The sequence below is a fragment of the Nonomuraea sp. NPDC001684 genome (genome assembly GCF_053596515.1).
On the sequence record NZ_JBSFGJ010000180.1, the window covers coordinates 1 to 17704 of the forward strand.

The window sequence follows — 17704 nt, forward strand, 5'->3', positions numbered from 1 at the left end:
GTCGCTCCTGCCGTGCAGCCGGCCGAGCGCGACCAGCCGCTCGCCGTCGAGGCCGCGCTCGGCGGCCCTGGACAGGAAGTCGCGCACCTCCTCGGCGAAGCCGCGGGTCTTGAGCGCCTCGCGCAGGGACGGCGGCCAGTCGAGCGCGCCGTTCTCCAGCTCGCCGTGGAGCAGCCGGCGGATCTCCAGAAGCTGTTCGGGGCCGGTCAGCAGGCGCGGCGGCGCCTTGCCCTCCAGCACGGACTCGCGGCGCAGGAGCGCGTAGGCGTAGGAGTGGAAGGTCAGCGCCAGAGGTGAGCGGGTGGTGCGCCGCAGCCGCCCGGTGACGCGCTGGCGCAGCTCCTCGGCGGCCTTGCGGCTGAAGGTGAGGATGAGCACCCGTTCGGGGTCGGCCCCGCGCCGTTCGATACGCTCGACCACGCTCTCGACGATCGTCGTCGTCTTGCCCGTGCCGGGCCCCGCGAGGACGAGGAGCGGGCCGCTCCGGTGCTCGACCACGGCACGCTGATGTTCATCCAGCGCAGGAGGCTCAACAGGGCCTCCGCTGCCACGCCGCACCAACCGCCAGGTCTGACCACTCACAGCACTAGATTCCACCAGACCACACGGACAGATCGTGCCGACTTACCCGGTCTCCCGCCGCGATCCGCCTACCGTATCGAGGCAAATATCCGAATATCGTGCGACACGCCGAGGCCGCGGTTTCGCCGTGGGCGTGGTGCTGCCTGGGGCGATGCGACGATCCGCACGATTGCCCCACACACGCAGCGTTGTCTCTTGTAACGTTGGGTTGATACCCGCGCCTCTGCTAGGGGGTTGGTCACATGCGCTGGCAGGTCCACTCCGAAACGTCGCTCTACGCCGACCAGTGGCTGGACATCCGGATCGCGGATGTGGAGCTGCCCGACGGGCGGCACCTCGACCACCGGCTGGTCCGCACCGCGCCGGCCGCGGGCGCGGTCGTCACCGACGACAAGGACCGGGTGTTGCTGATCTGGCGCCACCGCTTCATCACCGACAGCTGGGGCTGGGAGGTCCCGCTCGGCCAGGTCGACGAGGGCGAGATGCCGATGGCCGCGGCCGCCCGCGAGGTCGAGGAGGAGACCGGGTGGCGTCCGGGGCCGCTGCGTCCGCTGATGTCGGTCCAGCCCACCAACGGCTTCACCGACAGCCTCAATCACATCTACCGGGCCGACACGGCCACCCACATCGGCCCGCCCAGCGACCCCTGGGAGGCCGAGCGCATCGAGTGGGTGCACCTGTCGAGCGTCCGGCGGCTGGTCGAGGCCGGCGAGATCGTGTGCGCCACGACCCTGTCGGCGCTGCTCTACCTGCTCGTCGAGCGCCTTCCGGCCGCGCCGCGTCCCCTCGGGTACGAGCCCGGCAAGCCCTTCATGCTCTCGGACCTGCCGATCGACCTCTGAGGCCGCGCCCTCAGGAGAACAGGTGGTCGACCACGCGGGCCGTCGCCTTGCCGTCGTCCTTGGGCGCGTACGTGGCCCGGAAGGCCTCGTAGCGGTCGGCGTGCGCGGCGGCCACCTCGTCGATGGAGCGCAGCGCGTCGATCACCTCGGCCGACGTCGGCAGCACCGGGCCGGGCGCCTGCTCGGCCAGGTCGAGGTAGAGCCCCCGCTTGGCGGAGTACTTCGCCAGGTCGTAGCCGTAGAAGACGATGGGCCGGCCGGTGGCGGCGAAGTCGAACATGACCGAGGAGTAGTCGGTCACGAGGACGTCGGCGACCAGCAGCAGATCCGCCATGTCCGGATAAGTCGTGACGTCGTGGGCGATGTCGGGGACGGCGGGCATGGCCTGCATCGGATGGGCGCGTACCAGGATCTCGTGATCGGCGCCCAGGGCCTCGCGGGCCTTGGCCAGGTCGAGCTTGACCATGGCGTTCTTGCGGTCGTAGTCGCGCCAGGTCGGCGCGTAGAGCACCACCCGCTTGCCCTCCGCCAGCCCGAGCCGCTCGCGGACGGCGGCGGCCCTGACCTCGCGCTCGGGCGAGTTGAGCACGTCGTTCCTGGGCAGGCCGCTCTCCAGGATCTCGCCCTTGTAGCCGAAGGCCCGGCGCAGCACCGTGGTGGCCCACGGCGACTGCGACAGCAGCAGGTCCCAGCCGCGCACCTCGGCCGCCTGCCGGTACCAGATCGGCGGACGGGGGTCGCGGGCCATGTGCGGCTGGTCGTTGCCGATGCGCTTGGCCGGGGTGCCGTGCCAGGTCTGCACCACGACCTGGTCCTCGCGGGCGCGGAACCAGGCGGGCAGGAAGGAGTTGGTGACGATGTGGCTGGAGCGGGCCAGCGCGGCGTGGTGCTCGCGGCTGCCCGCCCGCACCGCCCGCGCGCCGCCCGGCGGCACGAACGCGGCGTCCTTGACGATCCAGATGTGCTCGCGGTCGTCGCCCCTGCGCAGCCGCTCCTCGTAGATGGCGCGCACGCTGTCGGCGTAGAGCCGGCCGTCGTTGACGACGTAGACGGTCGCGTCGTGCAGCGGCTCGGTGCGCTGGGCCGGGTAGAAGACGCGGCGCAGCACGTGGGTGCCGGCCACGCCCCGCTCGTCGTTGGGACGCCCCTCCTCGACCGTGATCACCGGCACGTCGAACCGCGTGGAGATCATCCGGTACGCCCGGCTGTCGACCGTACGCGGCTCCTCGTCGAGCCCCGGCAGGGCGGCGTGGTCCATCCGGAACGGCACGATCTCGCCCGACGGGTGCCGGAAGGACATGTTCCAGGTGCCCGAGGCCAGCGGCACGGACTCGCCGAAACGGTCCATGGACGAGGGCGTCACCCGGACGGAGAAGTCGTCGCCCGACCGCTCCATGGGCAGCGAGTACGACAGCCCCGACCGGTGGCGCAACGTCAGCACCCGGGGGCCGGGCGCGTCGGGGTAGTCGCCGCGCAGGACCAGCGTGGAGCCCTCCCAGACGGCGGAGGTGATCACCGGGCGGATGCGGTGGGCGGAGACCACGACGCGGTCGCGCCGGTCGCCGAGCACGGTGATCTCCCGGTCGCCCACCGGAGTGCGCGTCTCGACCAGGTCGCCGAGCATGACGGAGGCCGCCGGGTCGCCCTTGGGCTCGACCCACAGCCGCCGGCCGTCCTTCTCCTGGAGCAGCGCGGGCACGGCGAGCCCGATCAGCACCTCGGTGCCGCCGCCGGACGGCGTGAAGTCGGCGGCGATGCGGTGGCCGCCCAGCCTGGCGTGGCCCTTGGTCACGCTGCGGCCGGGCAGGAAGATCTTGAGTTCGAGGCGTTCGTCCTGGACGGACACGCCGGTCAGCTCGGCCCTGTTGGGCTGGAGCACGACCTGCAGCGCGCGGTCGGACGTCCAGACCGGGCGCACCCACCAGCCGGGCTTCAGCTTGAGGCCGGCCGGACGCTCGGGCCTGCCGATGGCCGAGCCGCGCAGCAGGCCGGTCGCCCGCGCGCCACGGCTCCAGAAGACGATCTCGGCCCGCCAGGTCGTCGCGTCGGGCACCCCCGGACGGTGGCGCAACCGCCGCCGCACGGCGTGCACCATGCCGCGCACGGCCCCGCGCCAGCGCAGCGGCCACGGGCTCAGCTCGGCGGTGAAGCCGGACCAGTCGTAGTTGCAGCCGGGCTCGCGCGCGCCGTGGGTGGCCTCGGGGGCGAGCACCCGCTTGGTGCGCATGCGGATCGGCGGCAGCCAGCGCGGCCCGCGCAGCACCACGGTCGCCCAGTTGAACCTGCGGCTGCGGACCGACAACCCGGCCAGGTACGCGAAACCGGTGACGCGCAGCCTGCCGTCGACCCACACGATGTCGTCGATGTGGGTCACCGGCACCATGTCGGCGCGGCGCAGCCGGTAGAGGTCGGGCGGCAGCTCGTCGCGGAAGGGCAGGTCGGCGTACCAGCTCAGGCCCTTGCGGATGCGCTTGGACGGCTCGGCCGCCGCGGTGACGACCTTGACCAGCGTCTCGCCGTCGACCAGCTCGTCGTCGGGACGGTGCTCGATCAGGTGGCAGATCACCCGCCGGGCGACGGGCAGGTCGCGCTTGACCTCCGCGGCCACGCCGGCCAGGTAGGGGCGGATCAGGGTGAGCAGCTCGCGGCGCCGGGCCGGGCCGCGCTTGACCGCGAGGTCGATGCGCGACCCCAGAGGCCCGCTGAGCACCTCGGTGTCGAACGCCGCGTCGCGGCCGCCGGGCCCGACGGCACGCATGACCGCCTCAAGAGGCTCGCCACGATCGCAGAGATCCTGGACAGCCTTGAGGCGGTCGGCGAGCGTGTCGCCGCTGTGGCGCTGGGCTGTGACGCCGGTGGCCATCGTGGAGGCACCGCCTTTCGGGCCTGTCAGTGTTCAGCCCATGGTAATGGGAGTCACATGTCACAGAATCGCCTCAACGGCGAAACCGCAGGTCAGGACCCTTACTGAAAATCGGCTGAACGCCCGTCCCAGCGCGCCTTCCTCATGTCCACCCGTTCGCCGCGCAGCGGGGTGCCCTCCTCGTGCCAGTGGGCCAGGCATCGTCGCAGGTGGTCGGGGGCGGCGCCGCTGCCGTCGGCGTGCACGACCCGCCACCACGGGACGCCGCCGCCCAAGGTGGACATCACCTTGCCCACCTGGCGGGGGCCGCCCTCGCCCAGGTATTCGGCGATGTCGCCGTAGGCCATGACCTTGCCGGGCGGGATGCGTTCGACCAGGTCGAGCACCCGCTCGGCGAAGGGGTTCAGGGGGTCCATGCGGCCGGGCCCGCGTCGATGATCTCGTCGAACTTGCCGATCTCCATCACCGTCCCGCCGGATAGAACCTCGATCACGCCGTCGCGCAGCGCGTAGATCTCGCCGTCCTCGCCCACCAGGCGGGCGCCGAGCGCGGCCGACAGCCGCAGGAGCTGGGCCACCTGCCAGTCGGAGCCGGGCTCGCCCACGACCTGGCCCTGCCAGCGCGCCACCGCGTGCCGGCCGTCGTCGTGGCCGGCCACGATCTCCTCAGATCCGCGCAGCTCGAAACCGGCCGGCGCGATGGCCTTCGCGAGCTCCGCGAAGGCGAGTGGCGACTCGCGCACCACCCGCAGCTCGTATCCCATGACGCGCGACCATAGCGGATCTTTACCGTCCACGCGGGCGAAGTACGAGCGGTTCATCACTCCTTGCGCTGATTGAGCACGATGATCGCCCCGCAGAACGTCACCAGCGCAACCAGCACACCCCCTCCGTACAGCCACAACCGCCACGGATCGGCCCCCGGACGGGTCGGCACCGGGGAGTCCTCGCCCCGGCCGAAGTGGTCCTTTCCGGGCACGGTCGCGCTGCGCCGCTGACCGGTCAGGCGCTCGGCGGCGTTGAGGGCGGCCCCGGCGTCCACCACGCCGAACCCGGTGTTGTCGTCGTAGCCCGCGGCCGGACGGCCCCGCGCGCTGGAGGCCAGCGCCTGGGCCACCTGCTCGGGCGGCAGGCCGGGAAAGCGCGACTTGACCAGCGCGGCCACGCCGGCCACGAGCGCGGCGGCCGAGCTGGTGCCGTCGGACAGCTCGTACCCGCTGGGCCGCTTGACCACGGGCACCTGCACGCCGGGCGCGCCGACGAGGACCGACAGGTTGTCGCTGCTGAACGTGGCCTTCCTGCCCTGCTTGTCGGTCGCGCCGACGCCGATCACGCCCGAGTAGCCGGCCGGGAAACTCCAGAACGAGGTGCCCTTCTCCTTGGCGTAGGGCGTCTGGCCGTCGTTGCCGACGGCGGCCACCAGCACCACGCCCTTGCTCAGCGCGTACGACACCGCCTCACGCTCGGACCTGATCGGCCCGTAGGAGCCGATCGACATGCTGACGACCTGGGCGCCATGGTTGGCGGCGTAGCGCAGGGCGCGGGCCAGCGAGCTCTCGGGCGACTGGAGGTCCGTGGGGGGCAGCAGGTCGAACGCCGGCTCGTCGTCGGTGGCCAGGGGCAGCGACAGGATGCGCGCGCCGGGCGCGACGCCGATCAGCCCGTCGCCGGCGCCGGAACCGGCGATCAGCGCGGCCATGGCGGTGCCGTGCCGCCCCGGCTGCACCTCGCGGGCCACCGCGCCCGAGCTCATGTCGGGCCCGGTCGTGACGCGGCCCTTCAGCTCCTTGATCCCGGCGTCCACCGCGCTGTCCACGACGGCGACCGTGACGCCCTCGCCCTTGGTCATGTTCCACGCCTGCTCGACGTTGAGCGCGTCCAGCACCCATTGCTGCTGCTCCCTGATCGGGGCGGCCGTGGGCCCGAGGAGGACGAGCAACGTGGCGGCCAGCGCCCGCACGGCGGTCAGCACACGTTCCCCTGGGTGCACGGCGGGACCTTGGGAGGATCCGCCAGGAAGTAGGCGATCTGGTTGCCGACCGACTTGGCCGCCGGCCAGAGCTCGCTGTGCAGGATCTCCTCCGGGGGGATGGCGGCCCTGGTGCGCCCGTCGGCGTACCCGGCGGTGGAGAAGACGATGTACGGCCCGGCGCCCACCCAGCCGGTGCGCTGGCGCTGCTCGGTGCCGAAACGTTCGGTCACGGTGCCGGGGAAGGCCACGGGCAGCACGCCCACCCGGTCGTCCTGGCCCAGTTGCTCGCCCGCCGACACCCTGGACTCCTCGTCCTTCAGCACGGCCACGCCGACGGTGATGACGAAGGTGGAGGTCTGGTCGACGTACGTGGCGCGCAGCAGCGTGACGCACCCGTGGCTGTCGAGGACCCCGGCGACGGAGGCGTCCACGCCCTTGCCGCAGTCGGTCTCGGGGGCGATGCCGACCCGCCTGGCGTACTGCTGGGCGCGGTCGAGGCCGAGGTACTTGACCTCCTCGGGGAAGACGCCCGTGGCCGGCCACGCCTGCCAGCGCCGGGCGATCTCCTCCTGCTTGTACTGGTTCTGCTCGGACGGGGTCAGCGGGCGCGAGCGCGTCTCGTTGAGCAGCCCGATCGTGCCCAGCAGCACCACGAGGGCCGACACGGCCACGACCGCGCCGACCAGCACGACGAAGATGCGCCGAAAGCGCACGCCCTGCTGGAGGGCCGCCAGCTCGGCGCGTTCCCTGGCCGCGGTGCGCGTACGGGAGTTGGCCGCCGGCCAGGCGCGCACGCGGGCCCGGCGGCCGGTCGACGCCCCGAGCGGGTTGCTGCGTCCCGATGTGGCCTCGCCGGCGCGCGGTAGCCCTGAGGTCGACCTACGTGCCTTCACCACCCTGGCCTCGTTCCCGCGGTTGGTCGGTGTCTATTTCGTCCCCGTTAGCAGGCGGATCATGCGTCGTGTGCGCCGTGGTCGCGTCGTACGCGTCTGACCAGGAAGAAGATGACCGCCAGCGACGCGAGCGCGCCGCCCGCGGCGCCCGCGGCGACGGCCGCGTAGATCGTCACGCGCCGGTGGTCCCTCGCGGTGACCCGGATGGGCCCGACGGGGCCGCCCGCCAGGGGCCGGGCGGGGTCCTGGGCCTGCGGGCCGGTCGCGGTCTCGGTGTGCGTGGCCAGGCGGGCGGCCTCGGCCAGGGCCCTGCGGGCGTTGACGACGCCGAAGCCGGTGCCGGTGTCGTAGCCGCCGGGCGGCCGGTCGTCGGCGCTGTCGGCGAGCGCCTGGACGACCAGCGGCGGCGACATCTGCGGATATTTTGCCTTGATGAGGGCGGCGACCCCCGAGACGAGCGCGGTCGCCTGCGAGGTGCCCCGGCCGACCCAGTACTCGTCGCCGGGCCCCGCGCCCATGATGTCCACGCCCGGCGCGGCCACCAGCACCGAGGAGTTCCAGTTGGAGAACGTGGCCCGGCGCAGCCGCCGGTCGGTCGCCCCCACCGACACCACGCCGGGGAAGGACGCCGGGTAGGAGTAGGGCGCGAAGTCGCCGGCGGTCTTCCTGTCGCCGTCGTTGCCGGCCGCGGCCACCAGCACGACGCCCCTGGAGATGGCGTACCGGATGGCCGCCCGTTCCTCCCGGGTGGCGAGCTCCTTGGAGATCGACATGTTGACGACGTCCGCGCCCTGGTCGACCGCGTAGCGGATGCCCCTGGCCACGACGTCCTCGAAGCGCTCGGCCGAGTTGAACTCCCTGAACCCCGGCTCCTCGTCCTCCAGGATGACCCGTACCGACAGGACGCCCGCCTCGGGCGCGACGCCGATGACGCCCTTCCTTCCGCCCGGCCCGTGGCCGTGCCCGGCGATCAGGGAGGCCATGTACGTGCCGTGCAGCCGCGGCGGCACTACGCCCGGCGGGTTCGCGCCCGCGGTGAGGTCGCGGCCCACGGTCACCGAGCCGGCCAGGTCGCGATGGGCCGGATCGACCCCGGAGTCGAGCACGGCCACCGTCACCCCCGAGCCCTTGGTGACGCGCCAGGCCGCGGGCAGGTCGAGCGTCTCGATCACGGCCCGCTGGCCGCCGCGCACGTCGTCGTCGGCGTGGGCGCGGGCGGGCAGGGCGGCAGGAAGAACCGCGAGAAGGACCGCGGTAGCGGCGGACAGCGCCTTCGCGGCGCGCCGGCTCAGCACCGCCATCCCTCGGCCGCGCAGTCGGGCATGCGGGGCGTGCTGAGGTCGAGCAGCACGCGTTCGGACAGCTCGGCGGCGAAGGCGAAGATCGCCGGACGTGACTCGCCGGACGTGGTCGCGGGCCGCCCGTCCACCTGGCCCGCCGTGGTCAGCACGACGTACGGCCCCGCCTGGCGCACCGACCCGGCCTGCCGCATCGAGGGGGTGAACCGTTCGGCGACCGTGCCCGTGAAGCTGAGCGGCCGCAGCCCCGGCACGGGCTTGCCGTTGTCGGCGAACGCGCTCCTGGCCCGGACCGCGCGTGACTCGTCGGGCAGCGCCACCACGCCCACGGTGACGAGCACCCCGCGCAGCGCGTCGATGTAGGTGGCCCGCAGCACGCCCCGGCAGCCCGCCTCGCGCAACGTCCTGACCGCCTTCGCGTCGACGGACTCGGCGCCGCAGCCGGTGTGCGGCGAGATGCCGATGCGCTCGGCCCGCTCCTGCCCGCCCTGCTCGGCCGCGTACGGCAGAGCGGCGGGGAAGACGCGCCCGGCGGGCCAGGCGCGCCAGCGTTCTGCGACCTCGCGCGTGGCGGCGGCACGCAGCTCGGACGCGCTCGGGCCGCGGGTCAGCTCGGTGCCCGCCGCGCTCCCGGCCACCCCGGCGGCCACCGCGCAGACCAGGGTCAGCGCGGAGGACACCACCAGGGTGGGCCAGGGGCGGGCGTGGTTCACGACACCGACCTTAAGCGCCTCGGCGGGAGGTTCCCCGGAAAACGCCTCAGTAGCTGGGCAGGCTGGGGTCGACCGTCTTGACCCAGCTCAGCACCCCACCGCCGACGTGCACCGCGTCGGCGAAGCCCGCGTTCTTGACGATCGCCAGGGCCTCGGCCGAGCGCGCGCCCGACTTGCAGTGGAGCACGATGCGCTTGTCCTGGGGCAGCTTCTCCAGGGCCGAGCCGTTGAGGAACTCGCCCTTGGGGATCAGCGTGGCGCCCGGGATGGAGACGATCTCGTACTCGTTGATCTCGCGGACGTCGACCACATAGATGTTGTCGCCCTTGTCCATCATGGACTTGAGCTCCTGCGCGGTGATCGTGGAGCCGCTGGCGGCCTGCGCGGCCTCGTCGGAGATCGCGCCGCAGAACGCCTCGTAGTCCTCCAGCAGCTCGGTGACCGTCGGGTTCTTGCCGCACAGCACGCACTCGGGGTCCTTGCGGACCTTGACGTCCCGGTACTTCATCTCCAGGGCGTCGTAGATCATCAGCCGGCCGACGAGCGGGTCGCCGATGCCCGTCAGCAGCTTGATGGCCTCGTTGACCTGGATCGAGCCGATCGACGCGCACAGCACGCCGAGCACGCCGCCCTCGGCGCACGACGGCACCATGCCGGGAGGCGGGGGCTCGGGGTAGAGGCAGCGGTAGCAGGGCCCGTGCTCGGCCCAGAACACGCTGGCCTGGCCGTCGAAGCGGTAGATCGAGCCCCAGACGTACGGCTTGCCGAGCAGCACGGCGGCGTCGTTCACCATGTAGCGGGTGGCGAAGTTGTCCGTGCCGTCGACGATGAGGTCGTAGCCGGAGAAGATCTCCATGACGTTCTCGGTGGTCAGGGCCGCGTTGTGGACGACGACCTCGACCAGCGGGTTGATCTCGCGGACAGACGCCGCGGCGCTCTCGGCCTTCAGCCTGCCCACGTCGGACTGGCCGTGGATGATCTGGCGCTGCAGGTTGGACTCATCGACGACGTCGAAGTCGATGATGCCGAGGGTGCCGACGCCCGCCGCGGCCAGGTACATCAGGGCGGGCGAGCCCAGGCCGCCGGCGCCCACGCACAGCACCTTGGCGTTCTTCAGCCGCTTCTGCCCGGCCATCCCGACATCGGGGATGATCAGGTGGCGCGAGTAGCGGCGCACTTCGTCTACGGTCAGCTCTGTGGCCGGCTCGACCAGCGGTGGCAACGACACGTTCTACGCTCCCGTTTCAGGGGGTCACATCTCTAGCTGAAACCTACTCGGCGAGTGGGGCATTCCCCAATCTCGTCTCACCGATCAGACGGCGTGCCTCCGCCGCCACCACGCGGGGCATCTCCATCATCGCCACATGCCCCGCCGTCGGCAGCAGCACGAGCCTGACCTGCCGGAACGTACGGGCCGCCTTCGCCGCCATGGCCGGGCGCACCAGGCGGTCGTGCCGGCCGTGGACGATGAGCGTCGGGGCCTTCACCTTGGCCGCCTGGCGCCACAGGTTGTCCTCGCCCCGCCGGAAGTACTCGGCCACGATGCCCCGCGCCGAGCCGATCATGGCCTCCCCCGCGTACGGGACGTCGTCGCGCCGGCGCATCTCCTCCACGGCGTCGGCCAGGCGCACCGGGTGGACGGCGTTCACGTCCGCCCAGACCATGGCGAAGGAGGCGTTGATGCGCTGCTCGGCGGGGAGCAGGCGCAGCTTGCCGGCGAACCACTCGCCCACCCTGGGCACGGCGGCGGCGGCCACGCGGACCGGGCCGTACCTGGGCAGCAGGTCGGGCAGGGCGGGCGAGACGAGCGTGAGCGAGCGGACCAGGTCGGGCCTGGCCGCGGCGACCCGCACCGCGACCGCGCCGCCCAGCGAGTTGCCGAACAGGTGGGCCGGGCCCGTGTGCTCCATCAGGCCGATCACCGCCGCGGCGTGGCCGGCCACCGTGTAGTCGCCGTCCCGCGGCGCCGGGGAGAAGCCCGCGCCGGGCAGGTCGAGGGCGTGGCCGGTGACGGTGTCCTTGAGCTCGTCCATGAGGTCGGTCCAGTTGGTGGCCGAGCCCGCCAGCCCGTGGACGAACACGGCCTGCTCGGCCGGGCCGCCGTCGGGGGTGGATCGCACGTGCACCGGGCCGATCATGCGTCCCGGCCAGTGAGGGACCGGCTCCACCGCTGTCATACGTCCTCCTTGTCGCTCTTCCACGATAACCAGCGCGCTCAGGCGGGGTCTGCATTCCGTACAGACGCCGCTTTCGCTGACCTATCAGAGCAGCACTGGACATACGGGACGCACAGGGGATCGCGACGCGCAGGGGGTCACACCCGCCGGCCCGCGTCGGAGGCGTCGCGGCGGGGCAGGGGCTGGATCGCTCGCTCGCTCGCCGGCGAGCGGACATGGGACAGGCCCGAAATTTCCGCTCATAGATGTCTAATGGATCTCTTGGCGGCTTAAGTGTGCGGCAAAAGCTGTCTGTCCCCGTTTACCAGGTTCGAGACGGGTAAGCATCAGGAACGGATACAGTGCGCGACCTACCGGACACTCTTGGTTAGCGATCGGGAAGTCGTGGTCACCGGAAATCCATCGGGGAAGCGTAACGGCATTTCCCGAACGATCCCGACGACAGCATCGTCCAGCATTTCTCATGCCTGGCGCACAGGTGTGCCGGCGAGCATTTTCTGCGCGCCGTAAATACACGCACGGCCGCCGCCTTCCGGCGTTTATGGCCGTGCCGTCATTACACGAGAAAAGCGCGGCCGACGCTGTCGGAACCCGATGTGATGGGCACTCCGTCATATGCGCATAATCGGACATATCATGGCATTTCATTCGATAGAGCTGTAATGCAAGCAATAAGATTGCTAATGCATAGCAAAATAGGGCCACTCCTGTTTGCTGTAGCTCTGTCTCGGAAATGACATTTCACGGATGGCTCATCAGCTAGTCGTTCAAGACCTGGTTCCCGGCCTCTCGGGAACGTCGAGAACGGGGCAACCAATCCTTTAGGGGGAAAACGCAATGCCCAAGCTCAAAAGTGTTATCGCAGGTCTGGCCGTCAGCACCGCGCTGACCGGCGGCGTGGTCAGCCTGGGCGCGACGACCACCGCCAACGCCAGCACCGCCAACAACGTCACCAGCCCGACGACCCTCAGCTGGGGCGATGGGGACGGTCACGGCTGGTGGCACCGTCGCCACCACCGCTGCAACAGGAACCGCCACGGCTGGGGCGGCGGCTGGGGCGGCGGCGGCTGGGGCTGGGGCGGCGGCTGGGGTGGCGGCTGGCGCCGGCACCACCGCGGCGGCGGCGTCTGCGTCAAGATCTTCAACGAGAACACGAACGACAACACCGAGACGAGGACCAACAACGAGCTGCGCGAGGACCGTCGCGCGCGCGGCGACCGCGACGACTGATCGCGCGGGAATGGTGCCCGTAATCCATGGATGGTCGCTCTTCACGGCGAAGTGAATCCGACCGGCGAGTACTGGGCTCTCAGGAAGTGACCGCACCCGGACCTTGCTGTCCTGCCTGAGAATCCATTCTCCTCTGTCACCGCGGCAATTCCCGGTGAGGGCTCCACTGGCATTCTGCCGGTGGGGCCCTCACTTGTGTTCTCCCTTGAATGGGGGCCCGTCTCCCCTGATGCCGGACCCTGCGGCCCCAGTAGTCCGAAATGTCCGATTATGCACCATGATGCTCCATAGTGTCGGACAAGAGAGGACAATGTCCGTTTGTGGGGCATTCGGTCGGATATATCCCTGACATGGATGTTCGCTAGCGGGCATCCACGCCGCTCCACAGAAATCCGGAAGGCTCGGATTACGCGGAGCGGCGAGTACGGGGCAATCAATCCTTTTAGGGGGAAACACAATGCCCAAGCTCAAAAGTGTTATCGCAGGGCTCGCCATGGGCACCGCGCTGACCGGCGGTGTGGTCAGCGCGGGCGCGGCGACCACCGTCACCGGCGCGAGCGCTGCCAGCGTCACCGGCTCGGCCACCGCGGCCACCCTCGCCGGCTGCTTCCGGGAGGTCCGGTGCGGCTGGGGCGGCTGGGGCCGCAGCTGGGGCAACCGCTGGGGCGGCGGCTGCCACCGTCGCTGCGGCGGCGGCTGGGGCTGGGGCCGCGGGGCCGGCTGGGGCTGGGGTCGCGGCGGCGGCTGGGGCTGGCGGCGTAACAACGCCCCCCGGGTCCGCGTCGTCATCCACAACTCCAACCACAACAGCAACCACAACAACACCAACGTGCAGCGGCACGATGAGCGCGAGCACCACGACGACTAGGCGGCGGCCTCACCCGGGGACGGCCCGCCCAGCGAGAGCCCACCTGAGAAGTGAGACCACGCCGACGTAGAGGAGTGCCCGCATCCGGCCGACCCGCTCTCTCGACGGAGAGCGAGGATCGCCTCCCGGATGCGGGCACTCGACGTGTCCCGCGTCCTTCCCGAGCCGGCCCGCCCCTCGGTGCCATCCATGACCGTACGGACAAGAAGGTGAAACGAGTGAGTGCCCGCATTCCCTGCCAGGAGTTCGTTCTCGACGAGAACGGAAGTCCGGTGGGATGCGGGCACTCGGTCGCGCGATCACGGCTCGCGCCCCGGGTTCAGAACCCGTGGTCAGCTCCAGTCGCGCTCGGCGTCGTCAGTGCGAACCTGCTGGCGGACGGCATGCGCGATCGCGTCGCGGTTCCGGTTCCGGTTGACGATGATGATCTTGATCCTGGGGAGCCGGTGGCGACGCCAGTTGTTGCGCCAGCCCCAGCCGCCGCCGCACCACGAGCGGCGGAAGCAGCCGGACAGAGTGGTGGTGGTCGCCCCGGTGGTGACGTTGGTGGCGGCTTCGGCGCTGGTGGTCGTGGTCGCCGCGCCGAGGGCGATCACTCCGCCGCTCAGGGCCGTGCTCATGGCGAGCCCTGCGACAATACTCTTGAGCTTGGGCATTGCGTTTCCTCCTAAAGGTTTGGATGCCCCGTTTCTCGACGCTTCCGGATTCCCAGGAAACGACGTGGACGGTATGGCTTGCCATGCCTGCCATCCATGACCTTGATATATCCCCATGAATAGCCAGCAAACCGCAATTGTCCACTTTTGCCGGTAGGCACAGATTTGCATGGCGACTTCGCACGCAAACGCAAGTGAGGGCTCCCCGGCCGATGCCGGTGAAGCCCTCACCAGAATTTCCGAAGGCGCGGAGAGAATGAACCCTCCGGCGCGCCGTGCCATAATTCAGGCCATTGTCCGAGCCCGGTACCCGGTGGTCGAATTCAGCGCGGCGCCGCCTTCATGAGGATGACGGTTCCGTCCGCCGTCAGCGCCAGTCGCGGTCGTGGTCGTGGTCACGGTCGTGGTCGCGAACCGTCGGGCGCGTGGTTTCGTTGTCCGTCACCCGGTTGCGGTTGAAGTTGCGGTTGTGGATGGTGACCTTCACCTTGCCCACACGGTTGCCGTGACGGCGCCAGCCCCAGCCGCCGCCCCAGCCGCCCCAGTTGTTGCCCCATCCCCAGCCACCGCACCGGGACCTGCGGAAGCAGCCGGCCTGGAAGCTGGTGGACGTGACGACACCGGCGCTGGTGGCGGCGTCGGCGCTGGTCGCGGTGGTCGCCGCACCGAGCGCTACGACACCGCCGCCCATGGCCGTGCTGACGGCGAGGCCTGCGAGAATACTCTTGAGCTTGGGCATTGCGTTTCCCCCTAAAGGATTGGTTGCCCCGTTCTCAACGCTCCCCGGTTGCCAGGGAACTGCCCTTGGACGACCTGTGATGAGCCATCCGTGAAATGTCATTTCCTGGACGCGGGCATGGCAACACAGAACCGCCGCCTTTTTGCTATGCATTAACAGCCTTATTGCTTGCATTAAACATTTATTGACTGATATGCCATGATATGTCCGAATCTATCATGATCGCCGGGCGGGGCGTCCGACACGGATGGGCGGGCCCGGAAACCCGAGCATCACCCCTCGACCGGCATCAAGTGTCGGTGATCGACCGATTTACCCGGGGCAATTGGTACGGCTTATTGCGATTTGAAGATAATGTCCGCTTTATGGCTAATGGCCGTTATGTGAGCCGGAACGCGGACGGCCGCTCCGGCACACCGCGAGGGCCACATCTTCTGTGCCGCCCTCGGGCCGAACAGGCAGCGCGCCCCCTGCCCCGCGACGCTGAGCCCGTCCGGCGGCCCACGCATGCAGGCGCCTACGTCCAGCCACGCAGGCACGTCGCCCCGAGGAAAGGGCATCCACCGCCATGAACACGACCTGCCCGGCCCCCCGCCCGCCCGGACGCGGCCACACGGCCATCACTCGCCCAACCCCCGCCCCGCCTGATCGGACGCGCGACCACCACTCGCCCAGCCTGCTGCTCCGCCCGGTCGGACGCGCGGCCATCACTCGCCCAACCCCCCGCCCCGCCCGTCGGACGCGCGACTGCCACTCGCCCAACCCCTGCTCCGGCCGGTTGTCGTGCGCGGACCTGACGTTGGTCGTCTCACCCGGCCAACCGCCTCGCCAGCTCCCGCGCGGTGATCGCCGCACGCCAGTGCGCCTGGTTGGTCCGCCAGGTGTTGTACGCGGCCTGGTCGGTCTCCTGGATCGGGAAGCGGCCAAGCCTCGCAACGGGATCATCCGGGCCGGGATCGGTGGCTCGTCACCCTCTCCACCACCGCAACGGTTGCCTTCGCCGCCCCCGTAGACACCTCAGTGCCGCCCCCAGCCCTTCCGGCCATGCGGTTCGTCACAGGAGCCGTGGGTGGTGCGCTACTTCGCCATGGCGATCCATATCGCCTCAGAAGCTCGTCTCAGCCGCCCGTCTACGCCGGCCGGTCTGTCGCCAGGGCGATGGCCTTGTCCTTTGCGTCCGCACAGCGCTCGCAGGCAGAAAGGCGTCGCCCGGGGCTTGAGCGCGGGGATGATCGTCGGCGCCCCGCTGGACAGCCTCACCAGCCGGCACTTCTCCGGGCACGCCGTCTTGGAGCGGCCTGCTGATCACCAGCCTGACCGCCGTGGGCGACCCGGTCTCCGACTCCTGGCGCCGCAAAGGCGGTCCGGCCCTCGCCGGCGGTTTGCGACCGCGCTACAGGGCGTACTGTCGCCGGACCAGCGGAGAGACAGGCACGCGGGTCGGCGGGCACCAGGTCTTCGGTGTTCCGGTTCGAACGTCCTGGAGACGTCGTCGTACGGACCGCCGTGGCGGAAGGGCTCAGGCGGACTTGCGGGCCTTGCGCTTCGGCGGGGCCTTCTCCTCCTCCTCCTTGGCCTCCTCTTCGGCCTCCTCCGCCCCCTTAGACGCCTTGGCGGACTTGCCGCCGCCCGCCGCCTTCTTCGGTTTGGCCGGTTCCCCGGTCCGCTCCCGTTTCGCGGCCTCGACGCTGGCGCGCAGGGCGGCCATGAGGTCCACCGCCGGCCCGGCCTCTTCCTCCTCCGGCGCCGCGACGACCTCCTTGCCCGCCACCTTCGCCTCGATCACCTGCTGCAACGCCTCGCGGTACGTGTCGTGGTACTCGCTCGGGTCGAAGTCCGACTCCATGGTGGTGATCAGCGACTCGGCCATCTTGAGCTCCTGCGCCCGGACCTCGATGTCCTCCTCCAGGAACTCGAAGTCGGGGGCGCGGATCTCGTCCGGCCACAACATGGTCTCCAGGACGAACACCCCGTCCCGTACGCGCAGGGTGGCCAGCGACTCCCGCTGCCGCAGCGCCACCTTGACCACGGCCACCTGTCCCGAGCTCTCCAGGGCGTCACGCAACAGCACGTACGGCTTCGCGCCCTGCGCGTCGGGCTCCAGGTAGTACGACTTGGCGAAGTAGATGGGGTCGATCTGCGCAGCCGGGGTGAACTGCAGGACGTCGATCCTGCGCGACGTGCTCAGCGGCAGGTCCTCGAAGTCCTCGTCGGTGAGCACCACCATCTCGCCCGTGGCCAGTTCGTACCCCTTGGCGATGTCCGCGTACGGGACCTCCTCGCCGTCGACCGTGCACACGCGCTTGTAGCGGATCCTGCCGCCGTCGTCCCGGTGGACCTGGTGGAAGCTGACGTCTTTCTGCTCGGTCGCCGAGTAGAGCTTCACGGGGATGGTGACCAGCCCGAAGGAGATCGCACCTTTCCAGATGCTGCGCATGGGCACTCCTCAGCAGTAGCGGGCTCACCATATGGGCACATACCCGTCATGGGGCAACCAATGCCATACCCGATTGAACCAATGCTGGCCGTACCTGGGGAACTACCCTCCGATCGCGACCGGTACGGCCTGGAGGTCAAGTGGGACGGCATCCGCGCGCTCGTGCACCTCGACGGCGTCCTGAGGGTGACGGGACGGCACGGCGTGGAGTACACCCGGCGATACCCCGAAATCTCGGGGTTCGGGGTCAAGAACGCCGTGCTCGACGGCGAGGTCGTGGCACTGGACCGGCGCGGCAGGCCCAGTTTCGTCCGGCTCCAGCACCGCATGCACCTGACCGACCCGGAACCGGCCGTGCTGGAGCTCTACCCCGTCACGTACATGCCCTTCGACCTGCTCTGCCTGGACGGACGGCCGCTGTTCGACCTGGCCTAC

17 protein-coding genes are annotated in these 17704 nt (G+C 70.4%); 4 read left to right on the forward strand and 13 right to left on the reverse strand.

The window, feature by feature from the left end:
* A partial coding sequence (locus ACWCSD_RS27675; protein WP_449919097.1) for a UvrD-helicase domain-containing protein occupies window positions 1-558 on the reverse strand: 558 nt, incomplete at its 3' end.
* A 266-nt stretch (window positions 559-824) separates the two neighbouring features.
* On the opposite strand from ACWCSD_RS27675, the gene ACWCSD_RS27680 reads away from it, so the two are divergent.
* Window positions 825-1424, forward strand: a complete 600-nt coding sequence (locus ACWCSD_RS27680; protein ID WP_358294344.1) for an NUDIX hydrolase — start codon at window positions 825-827, stop codon at window positions 1422-1424.
* 10 nt (window positions 1425-1434) lie between these two features.
* Here the strand turns inward: ACWCSD_RS27680 and ACWCSD_RS27685 are convergent, their stop codons facing one another.
* From ACWCSD_RS27685 to ACWCSD_RS27725, 9 genes are all read right to left on the reverse strand, one after another.
* On the reverse strand, window positions 1435-4287 hold the full coding sequence (locus tag ACWCSD_RS27685) for a CDP-glycerol glycerophosphotransferase family protein (RefSeq protein ID WP_397161126.1): 2853 nt from the start codon (window positions 4285-4287) through the stop codon (window positions 1435-1437).
* Window positions 4288-4388: 101 nt separating this feature from the next.
* Window positions 4389-4703, reverse strand: coding sequence for an MGMT family protein (locus ACWCSD_RS27690; protein ID WP_449919078.1), 315 nt, complete (start codon window positions 4701-4703; stop codon window positions 4389-4391).
* The gene (locus tag ACWCSD_RS27695; RefSeq protein ID WP_397161129.1) at window positions 4691-5050 is read right to left on the reverse strand and encodes a hypothetical protein; all 360 of its coding nucleotides are present in this window, start codon (window positions 5048-5050) and stop codon (window positions 4691-4693) included. The genes ACWCSD_RS27690 and ACWCSD_RS27695 overlap by 13 nt, the downstream gene beginning before the upstream one ends.
* Window positions 5051-5106: 56 nt before the next feature.
* On the reverse strand, window positions 5107-6258 hold the full coding sequence (locus ACWCSD_RS27700) for a S8 family serine peptidase (protein WP_449919081.1): 1152 nt from the start codon (window positions 6256-6258) through the stop codon (window positions 5107-5109).
* Complete coding sequence (locus ACWCSD_RS27705; RefSeq protein WP_449919083.1) at window positions 6252-7052, reverse strand: hypothetical protein; 801 nt, start codon at window positions 7050-7052, stop codon at window positions 6252-6254. The genes ACWCSD_RS27700 and ACWCSD_RS27705 overlap by 7 nt, the downstream gene beginning before the upstream one ends.
* A gap of 158 nt (window positions 7053-7210) precedes the next feature.
* Window positions 7211-8446 (reverse strand): S8 family serine peptidase, encoded by a 1236-nt coding sequence (locus tag ACWCSD_RS27710; protein ID WP_449919085.1) that lies wholly within the window; start codon window positions 8444-8446, stop codon window positions 7211-7213.
* Window positions 8440-9162, reverse strand: coding sequence for a hypothetical protein (locus ACWCSD_RS27715; RefSeq protein WP_358294354.1), 723 nt, complete (start codon window positions 9160-9162; stop codon window positions 8440-8442). Before ACWCSD_RS27715 ends, ACWCSD_RS27710 begins: the two co-directional genes overlap by 7 nt.
* 46 nt (window positions 9163-9208) lie before the next feature.
* On the reverse strand, window positions 9209-10390 hold the full coding sequence (moeZ, locus tag ACWCSD_RS27720) for an adenylyltransferase/sulfurtransferase MoeZ (protein WP_449919087.1): 1182 nt from the start codon (window positions 10388-10390) through the stop codon (window positions 9209-9211).
* 43 nt (window positions 10391-10433) lie between these two features.
* A complete protein-coding gene (locus ACWCSD_RS27725) occupies window positions 10434-11339 on the reverse strand; it encodes an alpha/beta fold hydrolase (RefSeq protein ID WP_358294356.1) in 906 nt (301 codons plus the stop codon).
* Between the two features lie 837 nt (window positions 11340-12176).
* Here ACWCSD_RS27725 and ACWCSD_RS27730 point away from each other — a divergent pair.
* Both ACWCSD_RS27730 and ACWCSD_RS27735 read left to right on the forward strand, forming a co-directional pair.
* Window positions 12177-12569, forward strand: coding sequence for a hypothetical protein (locus ACWCSD_RS27730; protein ID WP_358294357.1), 393 nt, complete (start codon window positions 12177-12179; stop codon window positions 12567-12569).
* Window positions 12570-13026: 457 nt separating this feature from the next.
* Window positions 13027-13437, forward strand: coding sequence for a hypothetical protein (locus tag ACWCSD_RS27735; protein ID WP_397161143.1), 411 nt, complete (start codon window positions 13027-13029; stop codon window positions 13435-13437).
* Between the two features lie 332 nt (window positions 13438-13769).
* Here ACWCSD_RS27735 and ACWCSD_RS27740 read toward each other — a convergent pair whose 3' ends face one another.
* From ACWCSD_RS27740 to ku, 3 genes are all read right to left on the reverse strand, one after another.
* A complete protein-coding gene (locus ACWCSD_RS27740; RefSeq protein ID WP_387677364.1) occupies window positions 13770-14093 on the reverse strand; it encodes a hypothetical protein in 324 nt (107 codons plus the stop codon).
* 367 nt (window positions 14094-14460) lie between these two features.
* Window positions 14461-14832: a hypothetical protein gene (locus tag ACWCSD_RS27745; RefSeq protein ID WP_397161146.1), complete on the reverse strand. Its 372-nt coding sequence runs from the start codon at window positions 14830-14832 to the stop codon at window positions 14461-14463.
* A gap of 1519 nt (window positions 14833-16351) precedes the next feature.
* Window positions 16352-17269 (reverse strand): non-homologous end joining protein Ku, encoded by a 918-nt coding sequence (gene ku, locus ACWCSD_RS27750; protein ID WP_449919092.1) that lies wholly within the window; start codon window positions 17267-17269, stop codon window positions 16352-16354.
* A gap of 81 nt (window positions 17270-17350) precedes the next feature.
* Here ku and ACWCSD_RS27755 point away from each other — a divergent pair.
* Window positions 17351-17704, forward strand: a 354-nt coding sequence (locus tag ACWCSD_RS27755; RefSeq protein WP_449919095.1) for an ATP-dependent DNA ligase, incomplete at its 3' end; no start/stop codon positions are given.

Excerpts from the sequence above, each read along its gene's own strand:
- ACWCSD_RS27680 (WP_358294344.1), top strand. The coding sequence starts at position 825 with ATGCGCTGGCAGGTCCACTCCGAAACGTCGCTCTACGCCGACCAGTGG.
- ACWCSD_RS27685 (WP_397161126.1), bottom strand. The coding sequence starts at position 4,287 with ATGGCCACCGGCGTCACAGCCCAGCGCCACAGCGGCGACACGCTCGCC.
- ACWCSD_RS27690 (WP_449919078.1), bottom strand. The coding sequence starts at position 4,703 with ATGGACCCCCTGAACCCCTTCGCCGAGCGGGTGCTCGACCTGGTCGAA.
- ACWCSD_RS27695 (WP_397161129.1), bottom strand. The coding sequence starts at position 5,050 with ATGGGATACGAGCTGCGGGTGGTGCGCGAGTCGCCACTCGCCTTCGCG.
- ACWCSD_RS27725 (WP_358294356.1), bottom strand. The coding sequence starts at position 11,339 with ATGACAGCGGTGGAGCCGGTCCCTCACTGGCCGGGACGCATGATCGGC.
- ACWCSD_RS27730 (WP_358294357.1), top strand. The coding sequence starts at position 12,177 with ATGCCCAAGCTCAAAAGTGTTATCGCAGGTCTGGCCGTCAGCACCGCG.
- ACWCSD_RS27735 (WP_397161143.1), top strand. The coding sequence starts at position 13,027 with ATGCCCAAGCTCAAAAGTGTTATCGCAGGGCTCGCCATGGGCACCGCG.
- ACWCSD_RS27740 (WP_387677364.1), bottom strand. The coding sequence starts at position 14,093 with ATGCCCAAGCTCAAGAGTATTGTCGCAGGGCTCGCCATGAGCACGGCC.
- ACWCSD_RS27745 (WP_397161146.1), bottom strand. The coding sequence starts at position 14,832 with ATGCCCAAGCTCAAGAGTATTCTCGCAGGCCTCGCCGTCAGCACGGCC.
- ku (WP_449919092.1), bottom strand. The coding sequence starts at position 17,269 with ATGCGCAGCATCTGGAAAGGTGCGATCTCCTTCGGGCTGGTCACCATC.